At 43.3% G+C, this 20547-nt stretch carries 18 protein-coding genes; 11 read left to right on the forward strand and 7 right to left on the reverse strand.

Annotation, left to right across the window (positions count from 1 at the left end):
- The first annotated feature begins 31 nt into the window (after positions 1–31).
- The 4 genes from FN831_RS16325 (at position 32) to FN831_RS16340 (ending at position 4738) form a co-directional block, all read left to right on the forward strand.
- Positions 32–2719 (forward strand): carboxypeptidase-like regulatory domain-containing protein, encoded by a 2688-nt coding sequence (locus FN831_RS16325; RefSeq protein WP_142529258.1) that lies wholly within the window; start codon positions 32–34, stop codon positions 2717–2719.
- 29 nt (positions 2720–2748) lie between these two features.
- Positions 2749–3510: an enoyl-CoA hydratase/isomerase family protein gene (locus tag FN831_RS16330; protein ID WP_142529259.1), complete on the forward strand. Its 762-nt coding sequence runs from the start codon at positions 2749–2751 to the stop codon at positions 3508–3510.
- Between the two features lie 4 nt (positions 3511–3514).
- A complete protein-coding gene (locus FN831_RS16335; RefSeq protein ID WP_142529260.1) occupies positions 3515–4390 on the forward strand; it encodes an SDR family oxidoreductase in 876 nt (291 codons plus the stop codon).
- Between the two features lie 66 nt (positions 4391–4456).
- The gene (locus FN831_RS16340; protein ID WP_142529261.1) at positions 4457–4738 is read left to right on the forward strand and encodes an ATP-dependent Clp protease adaptor ClpS; all 282 of its coding nucleotides are present in this window, start codon (positions 4457–4459) and stop codon (positions 4736–4738) included.
- Between the two features lie 128 nt (positions 4739–4866).
- Here the strand turns inward: FN831_RS16340 and FN831_RS16345 are convergent, their stop codons facing one another.
- Positions 4867–5469: a thioredoxin family protein gene (locus FN831_RS16345; protein ID WP_142529262.1), complete on the reverse strand. Its 603-nt coding sequence runs from the start codon at positions 5467–5469 to the stop codon at positions 4867–4869.
- A 97-nt stretch (positions 5470–5566) separates the two neighbouring features.
- Between FN831_RS16345 and FN831_RS16350 the strand changes: the two genes are divergently transcribed.
- From FN831_RS16350 to FN831_RS16360, 3 genes are read left to right on the forward strand one after another with little or no spacing between them, the layout of a single operon-like run.
- The gene (locus FN831_RS16350; RefSeq protein ID WP_142529263.1) at positions 5567–8062 is read left to right on the forward strand and encodes an outer membrane beta-barrel family protein; all 2496 of its coding nucleotides are present in this window, start codon (positions 5567–5569) and stop codon (positions 8060–8062) included.
- A 20-nt stretch (positions 8063–8082) separates the two neighbouring features.
- Positions 8083–8637: an NUDIX domain-containing protein gene (locus FN831_RS16355; protein ID WP_142529264.1), complete on the forward strand. Its 555-nt coding sequence runs from the start codon at positions 8083–8085 to the stop codon at positions 8635–8637.
- Positions 8638–8643: 6 nt separating this feature from the next.
- A complete protein-coding gene (locus tag FN831_RS16360; RefSeq protein ID WP_142529265.1) occupies positions 8644–9390 on the forward strand; it encodes a lysophospholipid acyltransferase family protein in 747 nt (248 codons plus the stop codon).
- On the opposite strand, the gene FN831_RS16365 is transcribed toward FN831_RS16360, so the two are convergent.
- Both FN831_RS16365 and FN831_RS16370 read right to left on the reverse strand, forming a co-directional pair.
- Positions 9387–10139 carry a LytR/AlgR family response regulator transcription factor gene (locus FN831_RS16365; RefSeq protein WP_142529266.1) on the reverse strand — a complete coding sequence of 251 codons (753 nt, stop codon included), beginning with the start codon at positions 10137–10139 and terminating at the stop codon, positions 9387–9389. The two genes, FN831_RS16360 and FN831_RS16365, sit on opposite strands and share 4 nt — an antisense overlap.
- A 23-nt stretch (positions 10140–10162) precedes the next feature.
- Positions 10163–11188: a sensor histidine kinase gene (locus tag FN831_RS16370; RefSeq protein WP_142529267.1), complete on the reverse strand. Its 1026-nt coding sequence runs from the start codon at positions 11186–11188 to the stop codon at positions 10163–10165.
- Positions 11189–11597: 409 nt separating this feature from the next.
- Here FN831_RS16370 and FN831_RS27735 point away from each other — a divergent pair, with 409 nt between their 5' ends.
- The 3 genes from FN831_RS27735 (at position 11598) to FN831_RS16380 (ending at position 14010) form a co-directional block, all read left to right on the forward strand.
- Complete coding sequence (locus FN831_RS27735) at positions 11598–11768, forward strand: hypothetical protein (RefSeq protein ID WP_185960508.1); 171 nt, start codon at positions 11598–11600, stop codon at positions 11766–11768.
- Positions 11769–12016: 248 nt separating this feature from the next.
- Complete coding sequence (locus FN831_RS16375; protein WP_142529268.1) at positions 12017–12394, forward strand: BlaI/MecI/CopY family transcriptional regulator; 378 nt, start codon at positions 12017–12019, stop codon at positions 12392–12394.
- Entirely contained in the window at positions 12391–14010 is a 1620-nt protein-coding gene (locus FN831_RS16380) for a TonB family protein (protein ID WP_142529269.1), read from the forward strand. Before FN831_RS16375 ends, FN831_RS16380 begins: the two co-directional genes overlap by 4 nt.
- Before the next feature lie 168 nt (positions 14011–14178).
- Here FN831_RS16380 and FN831_RS16385 read toward each other — a convergent pair whose 3' ends face one another.
- From FN831_RS16385 to FN831_RS16400, 4 genes are all read right to left on the reverse strand, one after another.
- On the reverse strand, positions 14179–14949 hold the full coding sequence (locus tag FN831_RS16385; RefSeq protein WP_142529270.1) for a succinate dehydrogenase/fumarate reductase iron-sulfur subunit: 771 nt from the start codon (positions 14947–14949) through the stop codon (positions 14179–14181).
- A gap of 23 nt (positions 14950–14972) precedes the next feature.
- Positions 14973–16952 (reverse strand): fumarate reductase/succinate dehydrogenase flavoprotein subunit, encoded by a 1980-nt coding sequence (locus tag FN831_RS16390; RefSeq protein ID WP_142529271.1) that lies wholly within the window; start codon positions 16950–16952, stop codon positions 14973–14975.
- A 26-nt stretch (positions 16953–16978) separates the two neighbouring features.
- Positions 16979–17659, reverse strand: coding sequence for a succinate dehydrogenase cytochrome b subunit (locus tag FN831_RS16395; protein WP_142529272.1), 681 nt, complete (start codon positions 17657–17659; stop codon positions 16979–16981).
- A 200-nt stretch (positions 17660–17859) separates the two neighbouring features.
- Positions 17860–19401 carry a trypsin-like peptidase domain-containing protein gene (locus tag FN831_RS16400; RefSeq protein ID WP_142529273.1) on the reverse strand — a complete coding sequence of 514 codons (1542 nt, stop codon included), beginning with the start codon at positions 19399–19401 and terminating at the stop codon, positions 17860–17862.
- Positions 19402–19691: 290 nt separating this feature from the next.
- On the opposite strand from FN831_RS16400, the gene dapF reads away from it, so the two are divergent.
- On the forward strand, positions 19692–20504 hold the full coding sequence (gene dapF / locus FN831_RS16405; protein WP_142529274.1) for a diaminopimelate epimerase: 813 nt from the start codon (positions 19692–19694) through the stop codon (positions 20502–20504).
- Positions 20505–20547 lie beyond the last annotated feature (43 nt).

The raw sequence follows: 20547 nt of genomic DNA on the forward strand, positions 1-20547 counted from the left end.
ATCTGACAAATTAAAACAATAAATTTAATAGATGAAATCCAAATATCTGAAAGTCTTATTTTGCCTGCTGGCATCTGCACTGTTTCTGGCCTTCCGGTTCGCAGATGATCCTTTTGAAGCCCTGCTGAAAAAACTTGCTGCGTATAACGAAGAGCATCCGCAGGAAAAAGTATATCTCCATTTAGACAAACCTTATTATGCTGTGGGAGACAATATCTGGTTTAAAGCTTATGTGACGGACAACCGCAGCGGCCAGCTTTCAAAAATCAGTTCTGCAATTTATGTAGAACTGATCAGCGAAGGAGATTCCATCAAAAAGCAAATCAAACTTCCGTTGGTCAGCGGCCTCAGCTGGGGCGACTTCAAATTAACGGATACGCTTAAAGAAGGAAATTACAGGATCAGGGCATATACACAATGGATGAGGAATGCCGGCCCGGATTACTTTTTCGATAAAACCATAAGGATAGGAAATGCCTGGGCAAACAAGGTTTTTACCAGTACAACCTATACTTTTGGCAAAAAAAACAATGCAGAGCTGGTGGATGCGGTGATCAGGTTTAGTGATAAGGATGGCAACCCTTATGCAGGACAGAGCGTGAGTTACGAAGTACATCTGAAAAACAAACCTGCAGGACGTGGAAAAGGCATGACCAATGCGCAGGGCGAGGTCAATTTCTCTTTTCAGAATGCTACAGGAACACCTGCATCAGGTGCGGTTACAGCTACCATTACACTGCCAAACAAACAGCAGATTGTTAAAACTATTCCTGTAAAAACTACTGCCAGTTCCCTGTCGGTACAGCTGTTTCCTGAAGGGGGAGCCCTCGTGGAAAACCTGCCCTCTAAAGTAGGGATCAAAGCCATCAGCCCGGCAGGACTGGGCATAGACGTTTCCGGAGTTTTAACAGATAATGATGGTACTGAAGTGCTGGCCTTTAACACCACACACCTGGGCATGGGTAACTTTATTGTGAATCCGCAGCCGGGAAAGACCTATACAGCCAGGATTAAATTAAAAGACGGTACTGCGATGGACATACCACTGCCTAAAGCGGTACCATCAGGATATGTACTCAGCGTAAATAATAGCGACAGCAGTAAGGTTGGCATAAGAATACTAACCAGTCAGAATTTGATTGGCCAGGGCGAACTGAAACTGGTAATCCAGCAGAACAATTCAGTTTTTGCTGTTCAGAAAATACAATCGGTTAAACAGGTGAATATACTGTCTTTGCCAAAGAAAGATTTACCATCGGGAATTTTGCATTTAACCCTGTTTAACGCTACAAATCTGCCGGTTGCAGAACGCCTGATTTTTATCAACAACCCGGCCGACCAGATCAGCGCCAGTGTCACAGGCTTAAAAAACAGTTATAGCCCGCGCGGCAATGTAGAGCTTACACTTGCTGCAAAGGATGGGGATAAACCCACGATAGGCAGTTTTTCTGTCGCTGTTACCAATACCAGCCTAGTTACGCCAGATCCGGATAATGAAAGTAACATCCTAACGGGATTACTCCTTACGGCCGACTTAAAAGGTTATGTAGAGAAACCGAATTATTACCTGCGGAATAATACCAAAGAAACGCGCGAACATCTGGACAACCTCATGCTCATTCAGGGATGGAGCAGGCTACTATGGTCAGATCTGATGTCGGATGCAGCTAAACCTATTGCTTTCCCACCTGAAAGAGCCTTAAAAGTAGCCGGTACCATTACAACCACAGGCGGCAAACCAGTACCTAACGGAAAAGTATCGCTGTTCTCTACCGGGGGCGGGCTGTTTATGGTGGATACCCTTACAGACGCAAAAGGGCATTTTAGCTTTGATAATCTTTCTTTCGGAGATAGCACCAAGTTTATTGTGCAGGCACGGAATGCAAAAAACAAAAAGTATGTAGAGATCAATTTAGATATCTTACCCGGTCAGGTGGTCACCAAAAATAAGAACAGCGGAGATGTAGAAGTCAATGTCAATGAATCTATCCAGGGATATATCCAAAAGAGCAACAGTTATTTTGACGGACTAAATAAACGCGGACTGCTGGAACGGACTTTACTGCTCGATCAGGTTAATGTGGTGCAGAAGAAGAACCCTGCAAAGAACTCGGCAAATTTAAATGGAGCCGGCAATGCTGATTACATCATGACCTCAAAAGATCTGGGAACCTGCATCACCTTGTCGCAGTGCCTGCAGGGCAGGGTAGCGGGCATGACCATCCAGAATGGAAAAGCTTTCCTGACCAGGAACAATGGCCAGCCTATGCAGATCATCTTCGACGGCATGTATGTAGAACCAGATTTCCTTGATAATATCCAGCCCTTTGATGTAGAAACGATCGAAGTTTTAAAAAACGCAGGCAATACGGCTATCTATGGTTCCCGCGGCGGGGGCGGTGTGCTGATCATCACCACCAAGCGGGGCGGCGGTGATTTAAGTTTTTCGAGGTATTCGCCCGGCATCATCACGTATGCACCTAAAGGTTATTATGCGGTTAGACAATTCTACTCTCCGCAATACACACCGGAGCATACAGATAACAATGAGGATAAAAGATCAACAGTATACTGGAACCCTCATGTGGCTACCGGCGATGGGCTTGGCAAATTCAACTTTTACAATACTGATGAACCAGGAACGTACAGGATTGTAATTGAAGGCATTAACGAAGATGGCCATATAGCCAGAAAAGTATATACTTATCAGGTAAAATAAAACTGAACACAATTCAATAAAACACACAGATGAACACCATAAATGTTACTATAAAAGACCGTTTAGCTTTGATCACCCTCAACCGCGGCAAATCAAATGCAATAGACAGGGAAATGCTCACTGAACTGAGTGACATGCTGCACAACATTAACAACGATGCAAACATCGGTGGTGTGATCATTACAGGAAAGGAACATTTCTTTTCAGCCGGACTAGACCTGATTGCGTTGTACAGCTATAATGAAGAGGAGATTAAATCATTCTGGAACCTGTTCCTGGATTTCACGGCAAAGATTGTAGCCTTCAAAAAACCCATGGTAGCTGCAATCAACGGGCATGCTCCTGCAGGTGGCTGTGTGATCGGACTGGCCTGTGATGCCAGGGTAATGGCCGAGGGGAAATATATCATTGGCCTGAACGAAATTCCGGTAGGTATTATCGTACCTGACAGTGTATTTCAGCTCTACTCCTTCTGGCTGGGCAGGGCCCATGCCAGCAGAAGCCTGCTCGAAGGAAAACTGTTTAGTCCTGAAGAGGCACTGAGCATCGGACTGGTAGACGAGCTGGTTAATCCGGCAAGCATCATGACAGCCGCAGAACGCAGGATCAGGAAATATATGGCCATGGAACCAAACACCTGGCAGCAGAGCAAGCTCAACATCAGAAAAGAGCTGATCGCCGCCACGGCAGCAGACCAGTCGGCCACCCTGGATACCCTCCTTGCACAATGGTGGTCGCCCTCCAGCAGAAACCTGCTGAAAATGATTATTGATAACCTGCAAAAGAAATAAGCATATGTATAATCAACCGATGTTAAGAGATGACGCCTTAAAAGGTAAAACCATCATCATTACAGGTGGCGGTACCGGTCTGGGAAAAGCGATGGGCACTTACTTTTTAAAGCTGGGCGCCAATTTGGTGATCACCAGCCGCAAAGCGGATGTATTGCAAAAGACTGCGGAGGAGATGGAGAAAGAAACAGGGGGCAGGGTACTTGCGGTTAGTTGTGATGTAAGGGAATATGAGCAGGTAGAAAATGTACTGGCAGAAACGCTGAAAACGTTTGGCAGGGCCGACAGCCTGATCAATAATGCCGCGGGCAATTTTATCTCTCCTACAGAGCGCCTGTCAGCAAATGCTTTTTCAACAATCATTGATATTGTACTGAAAGGTTCAGTGAACTGTACGCTGGCCTTTGGCAAACACTGGATCAAGGAAAAACAGCCGGCAAGCATCTTAAACATCGTGACTACGTATGCCTTTACCGGGTCGGCATATGTGGTACCTTCAGCCTGTGCAAAAGGCGGTGTACTGGCCATGACCCGCTCACTGGCAGTAGAATGGGGCAAGTATGGCATCCGTACCAATGCAATCGCTCCGGGGCCTTTCCCTACCAAAGGCGCATGGGACCGCTTGCTGCCGGGGGATCTGGCAGAGAAGTTCGACTTTAAAAACAGGGTACCGCTGAAACGCGTGGGCGACCATCAGGAGCTGGCCAATCTGGCGGCCTTTCTGGTCAGTGATTTCTCCGCGTACATCAATGGGGAAGTCATTACAATTGACGGTGGGGAATGGCTGCAGGGGGCCGGGCAGTTCAACGGCCTTGAAGCTATACCGGATGATCTGTGGGATAGTTTTGCCCAGATGACCAGGTCGGCAAAAGGCAGCTAAGCTGAATCATTAAAGCAAAATTTATTTTAACGTCTTCTTTATTTGAAATTAGCTTATTTTTGTACCATGTCAACAGAAACAAAAGAAGAAACCTTTACACTTGAGGAGATTTTAACCTCTCTCAAAACCTCTCACCGTTTAATCTTATGGAACGATGACGTAAACACTTTTGATCATGTGATCCACTGTATGACTAAATATCTTGATTACACAGAAAGCCAGGCGGAGAGAATTGCATGGGAAGTGCACAATAAAGGAAAGTGCGCAGTGCTGGAAGGCTCTTTTACAGAAATGGAAGTATATAGAAAAATCCTGCAGCAGGAAGGTTTAACAGTTACTGTTGATTAATGCCTGCGATTAGCCGGTACGATCTTGATATTTCAGCACGATCTTGATTTCGGCACACCTTTATACTTCGTAACATCGCTGAATCAAACAGCTGCTGGCTTTCCCGTTTAGTGATTTTTGAAATATGATCATTTTTCAAGATTACTGATTAGCTCCGTCAGCTCCTGCTGGGTAGCCTGTGTTTTATCCCTGGCATACCATAAGTGCAGTTTTTCAGAATGCAGATGTTTATCGGTCGATTCTGCCTTCCAGTAATTCAGTTCTTTTTGCGCAGCTGCGGGCCTTGGGCCCCATTTTACCAGAAGCTCACCTTCATCATCCAGTACCAGCACTACAGGGATAGACCTGGCGCCATTGGTCAGGTGTGCATCGATCAGGGGCAGGTTCTGATCCCGGAATACAAAACGCAGGTCGAACTTCTCCGGACTAAGTGCAGTTATTTTATCAAACAAGGGAACGATTTGCGCCGCGTCCCCGCACCAGCCTTCAGTAATCACCAGCAAATGATAATGCTTTTTTAAGCGGCCTATAGCTTCGGTCAGGCTTTCATTTAACACCGCTGTTTTCTCCAGCCGGTTCATGCGCTGAACATTTAACGTGGTGTAATGGAGCATCTCTTCGCTATGGTCGGCACTTGTAGATTTACCTTCCGCCAGGAGAGAACTGATCAGTTCGCGGTATTCTGCATACTTTAATCCCTCTCTCACAAAAATATTACTGTAATTGGCCATAAATGCGTTGTAATAAAATAGTTACCGCCTGTTTTTTAAACTTCCTCGCCGTTACTTTGTCCCTCTATCAAAAGAAACCTAAAACGATATATTCGAAATGAACAATTTAAGCTGTAAATTTATATTTATACTGCTCGCTATTTGTATTACTGCCACTTCCTTTCAACTTCATGCTCAGGCCCCGGGGTCTGGTAAACTTACAGGAAAAATTGTAGACGCCCAAACAAATGAAACGATTCCTTTTGCCTCCGCAGTGATTATGAACAGGCAAACAAAAGTCAATGTAGCAACAGGCCAGACCGACGTTAACGGTAATCTTGTGATCAATGGTATCCCTAATGGTACCTTCTCTATTAAGATCAGTTATGTAGGCTACCAGACACTGGTTAGAGATTCAGTCTCTGTGAGTGCCTCAAAACAAATGCTTGCACTGGGCACCATCAAAATGAAAGCTTCTAAAGGTACTGTGCTGAATGAGGTAAACGTGACTGCCAAGAAAGCGCCAATACAACTGGGTATCGATAAAAAAGTATTTTCGGTAGACCAGAGCCTGGTAAGCGAGGGCGGATCTGCTTCAGACCTGTTAACCAATGTTCCATCGGTACAGATCGATGTAGATGGAAATGTTAGCCTTAGAGGGTCAACAGGTGTAAAAGTACTGATTGATGGAAAACCTTCGCTGATAGCAGGCGGAGACATTGCTTCGATCCTGGCTTCGATCCCTGCAAGTTCTATCGAAACTGTGGAAGTGATCACTAACCCTTCATCAAAATATGATGCAGAGGGTAACTCCGGCATTATCAATATCGTCCTGAAGAGAAACTCAAAACTGGGATTGAACGGAAACATTGCTCTCACCGCCGGTAACAGGGATAACTATAACGGGAATGCCAGCTTAAGCTTTCAGAATAATAAGATCAACCTGTACGGAAATTATGGCTACCGGTATGGTAAACGCATAGGTGGTGGCTATAACAATATCACTTATCTAAACCGCGCCGACTCTCTGGGAAGAGCTGAACAGCTGACCACCTCCAATCAGCTGGAGAAAACCCACAATGCAAAAGCCGGGATAGATTACTACCTGACCAAAAAGGATATCCTGAGTTTTGGTGTCTCTTATAATAAACGTGACCAGGATAAAAGAGACTTTTTGAATGTAAATACGTATAACAACATAGATGGCTCTCCCATACTTTTAAGTGACAGGATCAATACTACTGACGGTAGCGGCGATAGCTATGACCTGAACCTGGATTACAGCCATAAATGGAAACCTAACCAGGAACTGACGTTTAATTTTGGATATTCGCACGGGACAAACGATAACTTTCAGCAGTACAACACGACCGTACTTAGCCAGAATGGCCTTCCTGCAACAGATCCATCAGAAATTCTGACTAACGATAACGACGGTACAAACAAAAATTACAATATACAGGCTGATTATACCATGCCTTTAGGCAAGCTTGGTAAACTTGAAACAGGATACCGCAGCCAGATCAAGTACTCCGATAACAATACCATTGCAAGAACATATAACGATGCAACGGGTGCCTTTGACAATAATTACCAGCTATCCAACCTGTTTAACAGCAAAGACCAGGTTCATGCCTTGTATGCGAATTATTCAAACCAGATCAAAAACTTTGGTTACCAGGTTGGACTGAGAGGCGAGATGGCCAGGCTAAACACCAACTCCGGCGGTTACGACCTTAACGGTACGGTAACCAATGCCGCCGGACGTATTGCCTATGACAGGTTATATCCAAGTATTTTCCTGACACAGAAGTTTAAAGGCGAGCAGCAGTTACAATTAAGCTATACCAGAAGGGTAAACAGGCCAAGACCATGGGATACCAATCCTTTCATAGATTATTCAGATCCCTTGAGCTGGCGCCAGGGTAACCCCAACCTGCTTCCTGAAGATGTACACTCCTATGAGTTAAGCTACAGTAAGTTCTGGCCAAAGGTAACGCTGATCACCAGTTTATATTCACGCCATACCAACGACCTCATCCAGCGGGTGCGCTCTGCACCAGACTCGGCAGGGGTGATTATCCTTACACCGTTTAACTTAACGCAAAGTACAAACAGCGGACTGGAGATCATTGCCAAAGTAGATCCGGTGAAAGCATGGAGCTTTACAGCTAACGTAAACGGATATCACAGCAATATTGATGCTGTACCAGCTTATAACATCAATTCTACCTCAGGGTACAGCTGGAATGCCAACCTGACCAATAATTTTACGCTTCCTTACAATATCTCACTGCAGATCAGGGGAGATTATAACTCCACAGAATTACAGGCGCAGGGAAAACGCAAGGCGATGTATGGCGTAGATGCAGGAGCAAAGTACGACTTCCCAAACAAGAAAGCTTCACTTAGCTTTAACATGAGGGATATATTCAATACCCGGAAATTTGGCGCTATCATCCAGGATGCCAATACGATCACTGATTTCCAGCGCTACCAGAAAGGACAGATGGGAAACCTCACCTTCTCTTACCGTTTCGGAAAAACTACTTTCCAGAAGAAACAGAAAAAACAGGAACAACAGGAACAAAAACCTGACGAAGGAACTTTTTAGGGAATTTCGTATCTTGCAGCATGGAAGATACGAACCCCTGGACTACTATGGAAAGCCATAAAATTTATGAAAATAACTGGATAAGGCTGACAGAACATCAGGTGATTAATCCTTCCGGTGGCAAGGGAATTTATGGAGAAGTCCATTTCAGGAACCATGCCATCGGAATTATCCCGCTGGATGAAGAAATGAATACCTGGCTGGTGGGGCAATACCGTTTTCCGCTGAAGGCCTACAGCTGGGAGATCCCTGAAGGCGGGGGCCCGCTGCACCTGCCCGTACTGGACAGTGCAAAGCGTGAACTGCAGGAAGAGACAGGAATAATTGCAGGCAGCTGGACAGAATTGTTAAAAATGCACCTCTCTAATTCCGTAAGTGACGAAGCTGCAGTAATTTTTATTGCAAGGGATCTTACCATGGGGCTCGCTGAACCAGAAGATACTGAAGAACTGGTGTTGCGTAAATTACCTTTCGAAGAGGCTTACCAAATGGCTCTTGACGGAAGAATTACCGACAGCATGAGTGTTGCCGGGCTGTTAAAAACCAAACTGTTATTGTTGGAAGGCAAAATATAAAACCATATGAACAAACTTTTGGGATATATCTTTACTCCCGTATTTTACTTTTTCTTTTTACTGACTTTGCTCGTTTTCCAGCCTGTGCAATGGATTTGCTATCGCTTGTTTGGTTACAAGGCACACAAGGTGTCTGTAGACTATCTTAATTTTTTCCTGACATACAGCCACATTTTCCTGGGCTCCTCCTCTACTTTTGTAAATGAGCAGGAGCTTCCGCTCAATCACCCGATTATTTTTGTGGCCAACCATCAGAGCATGTACGATATACCGGGACTCATCTGGTTCCTCAGAAAATACCACGTAAAATTTATTTCCAAAATTGAGCTCACTAAAGGCATACCTTCCATTTCATTTAACCTCAAGTATGGCGGCGGGGCAAATATCAACAGGAAAGACAGTAAACAGGCCATTTCTGAGATCATTAAACTGGGCAGGAGAATGAAAGATAACAATTGGTCGGCCATGATCTTTGCAGAAGGCACCCGTGCCAAAGACGGGCAGATGAAGCCCTTTCAGGTTGGAGGCATTGCCACATTGCTAAAAGCAGTACCTAACGCGCTGATTGTACCTGTGGCAATAGAGAACTCCTGGAAAACGGTGCGGTACGGAATGTACCCTTTAAGCTTTGGCGAGAAAATTCGCTGGACAATACTGGAGCCTATCCTACCCATTGGCAAAAATGCCGAAGAACTTACCCTGATGGCAGAAACCGCGATCAGGAAAGCCCTTAAACAGGAAATTAAAGCCTAAATATTCTTGTTCTCTATCTTTTTGAAAAACTCATCCCTGTAAGTATCACCTATAGGAATAATCTTGCCGCAAATGGTGATCCTGCTGCGTTCAATACTTTCGATTTTATCCAGTGCGATGATATATGATTTATGCACCCTGATAAACTGCGACTGCGGAAGTGTTTCTTCCATTCTTTTCATGTTCTGCAGGGTGATCACCCTTTCAGCTTTAGTAAAAATGGAAATATAATCTTTCAGGCCTTCAATATAAAGAATATTGTCAAGCTCAATCTTCTGGATCTTATGCTCTGTTTTAACGAAAATAAAGTCCTGCACAGGCTGAACGGGAACCGCTGCCGGAGCTGCAACTGGTACGACAGGTGCAGTTGCAGGAGCAGGTTCTGCATTGTTCTTATGCTGGTTATGTACCTTCTCCACGGCTTTATAAAACCTGTCAAAAGCGATTGGCTTTAGCAGGTAATCTGATACGTTTAAATCGTAGCTCTCCAGTGCGTATTGCGAATAGGCCGTAGTTAAGATATAGCTTGCTTTATTATTTGCGATCTTGAGGAACTGAATACCTGTGAGGTCTGGCATCTGGATATCCAGGAAAACGAGGTCGATGCCCCCTGCCTGTACCATCTGCAAAGCTTCAATTGCATTTTCTGTTCTCTTTACCAATTCCAGAAATGGCACCTTAGAAACATAATCCTCAATAATATCGAGCGCTAAAGGCTCATCATCCACTGCAATACATTTTAGCGTCATTGTATTCTTTTTAAATCTGAAATTTATATATCAAGCATGAGTTCACTTGTATAATGCGTAGCCGAATTTACGATATTTAGCTTATACCTTTCAGGATAAAGCAACTGCAGCCGGCGTTCTACATTATTTAAACCCACCCCGCCAACATGGTCTTTGTTGGCGTTATTTTTTTTATTTGTAATACTGAAATGCAGGATCTTCTGATTGGCAATGATATTGATCCTGATCGGGTCTGATGGGTCATTGGCCACGCCATGCTTGAACGCATTCTCCACAAAAGAGATCAGTACCAGCGGCAGGATCCTCTGGTTGTCAATTTCACCATTGAGCGTCATCACTACGGCGGCACCATCCTTAAACCTCAGCTTTTGAAGCTCTATATAACTTTGTACATATTCGATCTCTTTGCTCAGCGTTACCCAGCTGTCATTGCTCTCGTAGATCATATACCGCATGATCTCTGATAATTTGAGGATTGCATCTGCCGTTTTATCAGATTTCTGGTAGGCCAGGGAATAAATATTATTCAGGGAATTGAACAGGAAATGCGGGTTAAGCTGGGATTTTAAAAATTGCAGTTCCATATCTTTTTTCTCAGTTTCCAAACTGCGCTGTATACGGATATTTCCAAACCAGTCCAGCGCAAACTTAATCAGGCAGCCCGAAATAATAAAGAATCCTGAAGAAAATATCGTGGTAACAATAAATGTGGTGAGGCTGATTTCCTCAGAAATTCCGGTTTTAGAATTGATACGCTGTAATACCTGGTCGCGGTAAAGAACAGCCATAATTGTTTTTGCAGCAGACATCAGCACAATCAGTGCGATAAGAGAGACGATATAGTACCAGTATTTTTTTAAAAGCTGCGGGATCAGCAGCGTGTAGTTGATATAAAACACAGATACGTTGATGATAGAAAAATAGCCGATGTTAACAATGATATAAGCAGAATCACGCTTGATCTCACTAAACACCAGTTGTAGTACCAGCAGACCTATAATCAGCAGCCAATAAACCAAATGTGCTATCAACTCTCTTTTACCCTTCATCTGTCTGTATCTGTTATTTTCTAAATTATTTTCAGGAGTCAGTTAGCTATAAATGCGGATTCATTAATTGCTCTGTAAAGGCATTCCGGGCACTCTTTTGCTTTGAACCAAAGTACTGAAAGTAATACTTTTTGGTCAGAGCTTTCGACGAACTGGCATTTTTTTTCTACCAACGGCTAAAATACCAACATTTTGCATTTTTTCTTAAAATCACCTGTTGATCTATGATTATTTCCACTTGGTATAAAACATTTTAGCAGCATGAATTTTATGATTCTATTTGTTTCATCAAAACGAAACGATTATGAAAACCGCATCTGTTCAACACCTCGACACTTTAATACACAACAGGATTTATTCTTCATATCAAATAGACTTCAGCAAACTGACTAATATATATACATATATCATGAAAAAATTAACAAATGTCTCTCCGTTTTTATTACTGCTGGTACCTGTTTTTATCATGATGATCCTGACAGTGTCCAGTAATACCGGCACTTCAGACAGCGCTTCGGCAAACCTGAAGCCAGCTACAAATACAAGCGTTGCTGTCATACCGAACGCAATCTTAAAATAAAAATCAATCGACGTTAGCTGTACCTGCAACGTTAAGATATATAGTACGTCTTTTAGACATCATGAGCACTGTGCTCAAAAATTTTAGTTTTAGTTATAGTTAATAGTAGTTAATGGCGGCTGGATGGCCGCCATTGCTTTTTTATAAGGTTTTGAAAAAAAAACACATAATATTTTGAAACTAAGAATATAGTTCATACATTTAACTATATTCTTAGTTCAACTATTAACTTAATCAAAACCAGCACGATGGAAATAAAAGACCTCACCAAAGCAGAAGAACAGATTATGCAAGTAATCTGGCAGATCGAAAAGGGATTTGTTAAAGAAGTGATGGAATTCCTGCCAGAACCCAAAGCTGCATACAATACAGTCTCGACCATCATCCGGATACTTGAAGTTAAAGGCTTCATCGGCCATACCGCATTTGGTAAGGCGCATCAGTATCACCCACTGATCTCCAAAGAAGATTATAAGCGGCATGCTACAGAAAAACTACTGGGGAATTACTTTGAAAATTCCGTAGAAAGCATGTTCTCCTTTTTTGTAAAGGAAGAAAAGATGGATGTGAACGATGTGGACGAGATTCTTAAAATGATCAGTAAACTTAAAAACAAATCAAAATGACCTGGGCCTGGTATCTCCTGCAAGTAAATATATACGTGGTTATATTTTACGCATTTTATAAAGTACTTCTCGAAAAGGAAACGTGGTTTATGCTGAACAGGATTTATCTGCTTTCAGCAGGATCGTTGTCACTTCTGATCCCATTCATCAAACCGGAATGGATATCTGAAGCGGCCATCAACCAGAACATCAGTATCAGTGCGGGACAGTTGACGATGCTGGTTGCAGATGGAAATACAGCGGCAGATACAAGCTTTAACTGGGGCGCACTGATCGCAGCAATATATGTTGGCGGTGCGATCTTCTTCAGCGTATTTTTCGTCTGGCGCTTATTGATTGTTAAAAGGCTGATTGGCTCAAACTCCGAAGGAATGGCTTTTTCATTTTTGGGGAAAAAGGTGATTGATCAGAACCTGCCGGGTCAGGGCATTATACACCAGCATGAGGACATTCATATCCGGCAGTACCATACGGCGGATGTATTATATTTTGAACTGCTGGGTATTCTCCTGTGGTGTAACCCGGTGATCTACCTGTACAAAAATTCGATTAAAAATATACATGAATACCTGGCCGATGAGGCAGCGGCGCAATTGGAGGGTGATAAGGAATCCTATGCAATACTTCTGTTATGCAGTGCTTTTAATGTAGACCAAAGTGCCCTTACCAATAGCTTCTTTTCAAAATCACTCATTAAAAACCGAATATATATGCTGAATAAACAAAGATCCACCAAAACCGCCATTCTAAAGTATGGCCTCTTTCTCCCGCTGTTTGCGGGAATGCTTCTGCTGTCATCTGCAAAGATCAGCAGGAATGAAGAAATCAAGGACCTGGCAAGGAAGATCCCTGCGCCTGTCCCTGAACTATTTACCACAGAGAGCAAAGAAAACCCTGTCAGCACTGATATCAGCGGCCCGGCACAGCAGGATACCACAAAGAAAAAACGCCAGTCTAAACCAGCAAAGATAGTCGTAGTTGCTCCGGCTGATAAAACTGATAATGGAGCCAATGGTGATAAGGTCTATGATTTTGTTTCAATTGACACTCAACCAGGCTTTCCCGGCGGTATGGACCACTTTTACCAGTACATAGCAGAAAGCATAAAATATCCCAAAGAAGCACTGGAGAAGAATGTGCAGGGAAAAGTTTTCTTATCCTATATTATAGAAAAGGATGGCAGGCTTACTGATGTTAAAGTGGAAAGAAGCCTGGGAAGCGGCACTGATGAAGAGGCATTGAGGGTTCTGAAAGCTTCTCCCAAATGGGTTCCAGGTACAAGCGGTAATCAGCCGGTGCGTGTGAAATACAATATCCCGATAACTTTTGCACTCTCTAAGGCAGATACTGACAAACCAAATCTGAATCAGGCACCTGTTGCAAGACCTGCGGGGGCAAAACCTGAAGACGGAGCCCGGGCAAATATCAGGATTAAAGGGCCAAACAGTCCAATTTTATATCTCGATGGTGTACGTACCAGTTCAGCAGAATTAAATAAAATAGATCCTGAGACGATTGAGTCGATGAGTGTGATCAAAGATAAAGCTGCTTTAGAGAGCTACGGACCAGAGGCTAAAAACGGTGTGGTATTGATTGTCTCTAAGAAATCAAAGTAAAGAATCGTGATGAAAACCCGCATCCCTAAACGATCCTGCACATACAGGTTTGCAGCTGTGCGATGCATATCCAAACAGTAAAAATAAAGCGTTTAAAAACACGAAACCCCTGCTAAAATTTAGCCGGGGTTTTTGTGTTAAATCCTTGTCTCGTAGAGCCTAAATTTATTAAACTTCTTCCTCAGAAACAAATTTTGCAGCATAAAAATCTCTGTTCATCCTTGCAATGTTCTCCAGAGAGATTCCTTTAGGACATTCAGCTTCACAGGCACCCGTATTGGTACAGTTTCCGAAGCCTTCTGCATCCATTTGTGCAACCATACTCTGAGCACGGCGGTATCTTTCAGGCTGTCCCTGTGGCAATAATGCCAGCTGTGAGATCTTAGCAGAGGTAAACAACATCGCTGATGCATTTTTACAGGTAGCTACACAGGCACCACAGCCTATACAAGCCGCAGCTTCAAAAGCAGCATCCGCCTGAATCTTAGGGATTGGGAGTGCATTTGCATCCTGGGCATTACCAGTATTTACTGAAATAAAGCCCCCTGCGGCGATAATCCTGTCAAATGCAGTACGGTCTACCGTTAAATCTTTAATTACCGGAAAAGCAGCCGCTCTCCATGGTTCAACCACAATGGTATCACCATCCTTGAAAGAGCGCATATGTAGCTGGCAGGTAGTCACCAGGTCTTTTGGCCCATGCGGCCTGCCGTTGATAAACATTGAGCATGAACCACAGATACCTTCTCTGCAGTCATGGTCGAACACAACTGGTTCGTCTCCCTTGGTGATCAGCTGCTCGTTCAGAACATCAAACATCTCCAGGAAGGACATATCCGGAGAAATCTCCGATAATTTATAATCTACCAAACTGCCTTTGGCTTTATTATCTTTCTGACGCCAAACTTTCAGCGTTAAATTCATATTTCCTGTACTCATGGTATGGATAATTTAGTACTAGATTATTTATAACTTCTTTGTGCGATCTTGATGTTTTCAAATTTAAGCTCCTCTTTATGGAGTTCAAATTTCACACCTTCCTTGAATTCCCATGCAGCTACGTATGCATAGTTTTCATCATCTCTCAAAGCCTCACCTTCTTCAGTCTGATATTCTTCACGGAAGTGACCTCCGCAGGATTCATTTCTGTTCAGTGCATCGATACACATCAGCTCTCCCAGCTCGATGAAATCGGCCACACGACCTGCTTTCTCAAGTTCAGGATTGAATTCATTGATGACACCAGGTACACGTACATCGCTCCAGAAATCTTTACGCAACTGCTGAATTTCCGCAATCGCTTCAGTTAAGCCTTGTGCATTACGTGCCATTCCACATTTCTCCCACATAATCAGACCTAATTTCTTATGGAAGAAATCCACAGATTTGGTGCCTTTAATGTTAACGAACCTTTCCAGTATTCCTCTCACACTTGCTTCGGCTTCCACAAAAGCAGGGTGATCCAATGGAATTGGTTTTGTCGCCAGTTCCTTTGAAAGATAAGCACCGATAGTATAAGGGATCACAAAGTAACCATCAGCCAGTCCCTGCATCAAAGCAGAAGCACCCAGACGGTTTGCACCGTGATCTGAGAAGTTAGCTTCACCCAAGGCATATAAACCGGGAATAGTAGTCATCAGGTTATAATCCACCCAAAGACCGCCCATGGTATAGTGAACCGCAGGATAGATACGCATTGGCAATTCATACGGGTTTTCACCAGTAATCTGTGCATACATATCAAACAGGTTACCATATTTCTCTTTGATCACCTCGAGTCCAAGACGTACACAAGTTGCTTTGTCAGGGTTGTGAATGTTATGTTTTGTAGCTTCAATACGACCGTAACGCTCTGTATTCGCAGCAAAATCAAGATATACCGCCAGTTTAGACTTACCTACACCATAACCTGCATCACAACGCTCTTTAGCTGCTCTCGAAGCTACGTCACGCGGTACAAGGTTACCGAAAGCAGGGTAACGGCGTTCCAGATAATAATCTCTTTCGTCTTCCGGAATATCGGAAGCCTTTCTTTGATCGTCTTTTTTCTTAGGCACCCAGATCCTTCCGTCATTACGAAGGGACTCAGACATCAGTGTTAATTTAGACTGGTGATCTCCCGATACCGGGATGCAGGTAGGGTGGATCTGTGTGAAACAAGGGTTACCAAAGAATGCGCCTTTTTTGTGTGCTTTCCAGGCAGCAGTCACGTTACTGCCCATGGCATTGGTAGACAGGTAAAATACGTTACCGTAACCACCTGAACCAAGCAATACTGCATGACCAAAATGACGTTCAAGCTCGCCGGTGATCAGGTTGCGTGCGATAATACCACGTGCTTTACCTTCGATCACTACCACATCAAGCATTTCATGACGGGTAAACATTTCCACTTTACCCATACCGATCTGGCGCTCCAGGGCACTGTATGCACCTAAAAGCAATTGCTGACCTGTCTGTCCTGCGGCATAAAATGTACGCTGAACCTGTGTACCACCAAATGAGCGGTTATCCAGTAATCCACCATATTCCCTTGCCAGGGGCACACCCTGAGCTACACACTGATCGATGATACTTGTACTTACTTCAGCCAAACGGTGAACGTTTGCTTCGCGGGCACGGTAGTCACCACCTTTGATTGTATCATAGAATAAACGGTAAACACTGTCACCATCATTCTGGTAGTTTTTTGCTGCATTGATACCTCCCTGAGCGGCAATAGAGTGTGCCCGTCTCGGAGAATCCTGGAAACAAAAACATTTTACTTTATATCCCATTTCGGCCAGTGTAGCTGCTGCCGAAGCACCTGCCAGTCCTGAACCTACTACTACTATTTCTATACTTCTTTTATTAGCCGGATTTACCAGAGGCATTGAAGACCTCAGTTTAGTCCACTTTACGGTTAGTTCCCCTTCCGGTATATTTGCATTAAAATCTGCCATTTTATATTAGCGTTATACGTTCGAAATTATTTAATAAGACCTGTATAAAATGCCACAGGCATAGCTGCAAAAAGCAACGATATGATGATTGAGTACCATACACCAACGCCTTTAATCAGCGGGCTATACTTTCTGTGGTTCCAGCCCAGTGTCTGGAATGCCGAAGCAAAACCGTGCAATAAGTGGTAAGCCAGAGAAACCATCGCCAGTTCATATAAAACTACCAGCCAGATATTCTGGAAGGCCTGCTGCATTACTGCATATAGATTTTCGCGACCGTTTGCATCTTCAGTAGGAATTCCTGTAAAACGTGATACTACCCAGAAGTTAGACAAATGGACGATCAGGAAGATCAGTAATAAAGTTCCCAGTAAGCCCATCGAGCGGGAATACCATTTACTGTTTGCATTTCCGTTGTTCACTGCATACTTTACAGGGCGTGCCGCCTGATTTTGAAAAGTAAGACGAAGGCCTTGTACTGCATGTACAATCAGACCAAGCATCAGAATTACTTCTGATCCCCTGATCAGCCAGTTGGTAGCCATAAAGTTGGCTCCAAGGTTAAATACCAAACCACCGTCATTCAGAAATATCAATGAATTGATAAAACAATGTACGATGAGAAATAAGATTAGAAACAGGCCGGTGATACCCATTATTAGTTTTTTTCCTATAGATGAGGAAAAAGCGTTTCCGAAACTAGCCATTAGATTTTTATATTTGAGTTCTATTCCTGCAAAAGTATTTAATAAATGACTTAATTTAAACACGAATATCATCTATTAGTAATAAAAAAGCTATTTAGAAACGTTCTACGTCGTAATGTGTAATAATTGATTATAACGCATATAAAACAAAAAAGGAGGCAATTTTCATTGCCCCCTTAAAGGAAATATAATCAATAAATTTAGTTAAAACTGAAGGTATAGTTCCCGTTGGGGCCGATTCCGGAAATTGTTGTTTTACCATTTCTTGAAGTGGGCAGGGCAGCTTCAACATCTTTGGCACTGTTTACTGGTTTTCCATTTACTGCGGTCACCAATAAGCCTCTGCTGATATCAAAAGAGTCAAAAAGCTTGCCCTCTTCAACAGCAGTTACAACGACACCGCTTTTAGCGCCATACTTTGCTTTTGTTGCAGCGGATGCAGGGGCAAATGTTGCACCCAGTTTATCCAGTGTTGTTCCTGTTGTTCTCGAGGCCAGGATGGTTTTTGGTTTAACACCAATGCTGGCATCGCCTTTCAATGTGACATTTACATTCTGTAACTTTCCCTCTCTTGCGATGGTAAGCAGAACTTTATCACCAGGGCTCATACGTCCGATTTTTTCCTGCAGGTCCGGAGAGTTGAACACCTCTTTCCCTTCTACCTTTTTGATGATATCACCTTTTCTGATTCCTGCAGCAGCACCGCCGCCATTTGGCATGACCTCACTTACATATAATCCGCTGATATCATCGATTTTCAGGTCTTCAGCCACATCGGCATTCAGTTCCTGGAATGTAACACCTACATATCCGCGTTTTACGCTGCCATATTTTTTAAAATCTTCAAGAATCTTTTTGGCAAGGTTTACAGGAATAGCAAAGCCATAGCCTTCGTTTGTTCCTGTTTGGGAAGCGATAGCAGAGTTGATACCAACAAGTTCACCGTTTGCATTTACTAAGGCACCGCCACTGTTGCCGGGATTAATCGCAGCATCAGTCTGGATATAAGACTCGATTGCACTGTTAGCAGCCCTTACTGGAGCTTTTCCGGTACGCTGATATTCTTCATATTCTTCTTCTGTAGGCTGTTGTCTTTCGCGGCCCAAAATACCAATCTGACGTGATTTTGCACTCACAATACCTGCAGTAACTGTTGTTTGCAGATCAAGGGGGAATCCTACTGCAAGTACCCACTCACCTACCTGAACGTTATCAGAGTTGCCCATTTTTACAACCGGAAGGTCGGTAGCATCAACTTTAATTAAAGCAAGATCTGTGTTGGCATCGCGGCCAATCACTTTAGCTTCCACCTTACGCCTGTCAGATAAGATCACCTGGATCTTTTCTGCGTTTTCCACGACGTGGTTGTTGGTTACAATGTAACCGTCAGGAGTTAGGATTACACCAGATCCCGAAGCGGCCCTCGGCGCGCGCGATCTTCTGCCCCTGCTGCCGCCACCAAAGAACTCTTCCATCATATCCATTGGTGATCCGCTTTCACTGGAACCGCCGGAAGTAAAAGTAGTCTTGATGTGAACTACCGCAGGAGAAACTGCTGCTGCCGCCTGTACAAAATCAACTGCTCCTGTAGAAGCAATTGCTGTCGGATTGCTGGCAAAAAGAACATTCTGCTTTTCAGCCAGTGTCAGATTGCTGGTTTTATTCTCCAGCATTTTATAACCTCCGATTGCTGCTGCACCACCTACGAACGCAGCGAAAACTATTAATGCTATTCTTTTCATGTGTGTATTATGATTTAAAATTTGTTATGAAGCTTTGAGGGCTTCCTGGTTTATTAGATTTGTTAAGCGTATAAATGTTTCATTTGCTTATTATACTTTCGGTTTTATTGTCTTAACGGCCTGTTGGGGAACGCTTCATTTGACTGCAGAAGAACTGCTTTAGTTTAACGCTGATGAAGCCAGATATGTCATATAATGGTATCATTTGTTAATTTAGTTGGATTATATTCAAATTTAATACCATTACACCGATATTTGTATCAGCACAACATCACATAAATTGTTAAAAAATGTTAAATAATACCCCTTCAGATCAGCAGCATACGCATTTTTATAAATATCAGGGAGCAGGAAACGACTTTGTCCTGGTGGATAACCGCTCACTGAAATTCCAATATAAAGATAACAATATTGTGCTGCAATTGTGTGACAGGCGTTTTGGCGTTGGCAGTGATGGTTTGATGCTTTTGCAGGACCATCCGGATTACGATTTTGAGATGCTTTATTTTAATGCTGACGGCAGACTGGGCAGCATGTGCGGCAACGGCGGCAGGTGCATAGTGGCATTCGCAAAACACCTCGGAATTATTGACACTGAGACTAACTTTCTGGCAGTTGACGGCCCCCATTATGCCAAAATTTCAGCAGAAGGTAACTGGGTTGAACTTCAGATGATTGATGTGCAGGACATTGAAAATGACGGTTCGGCTTATGTGCTGAATACCGGCTCCCCTCATTATGTGGACCAGGTATCAGACCTGAAAGATATGGACGTATTTTCCAGGGGCAAGGAAATCCGTAACAATTCAACCTATAAAGCTGAAGGCATCAACGTGAACTTCGTTGAAGATAAAGGCGACCACCTCTTTGTGCGCACTTTTGAACGCGGCGTAGAAGATGAAACTTATGCCTGCGGTACCGGGGTTACTGCTGTAGCACTGGCAATGGCAAAAGCACATGATCAGAAAGGGAGCTTAAAAACAGATATTACTGTTCTTGGGGGTAAACTGCGTATCGAATTTGACTACGATGGAAAGGATTTCAGCAATATCTTTTTATGCGGACCCGCAGAACTTGTTTTTGAGGGAGATGTTAAGTTGTAGTTTTATTTCAAGATAATATTTTTATTTTTATTTCTATATGGTT

Source organism: Pedobacter westerhofensis (genome assembly GCF_900182595.1).
Lineage (GTDB): Bacteria > Bacteroidota > Bacteroidia > Sphingobacteriales > Sphingobacteriaceae > Pedobacter > Pedobacter westerhofensis.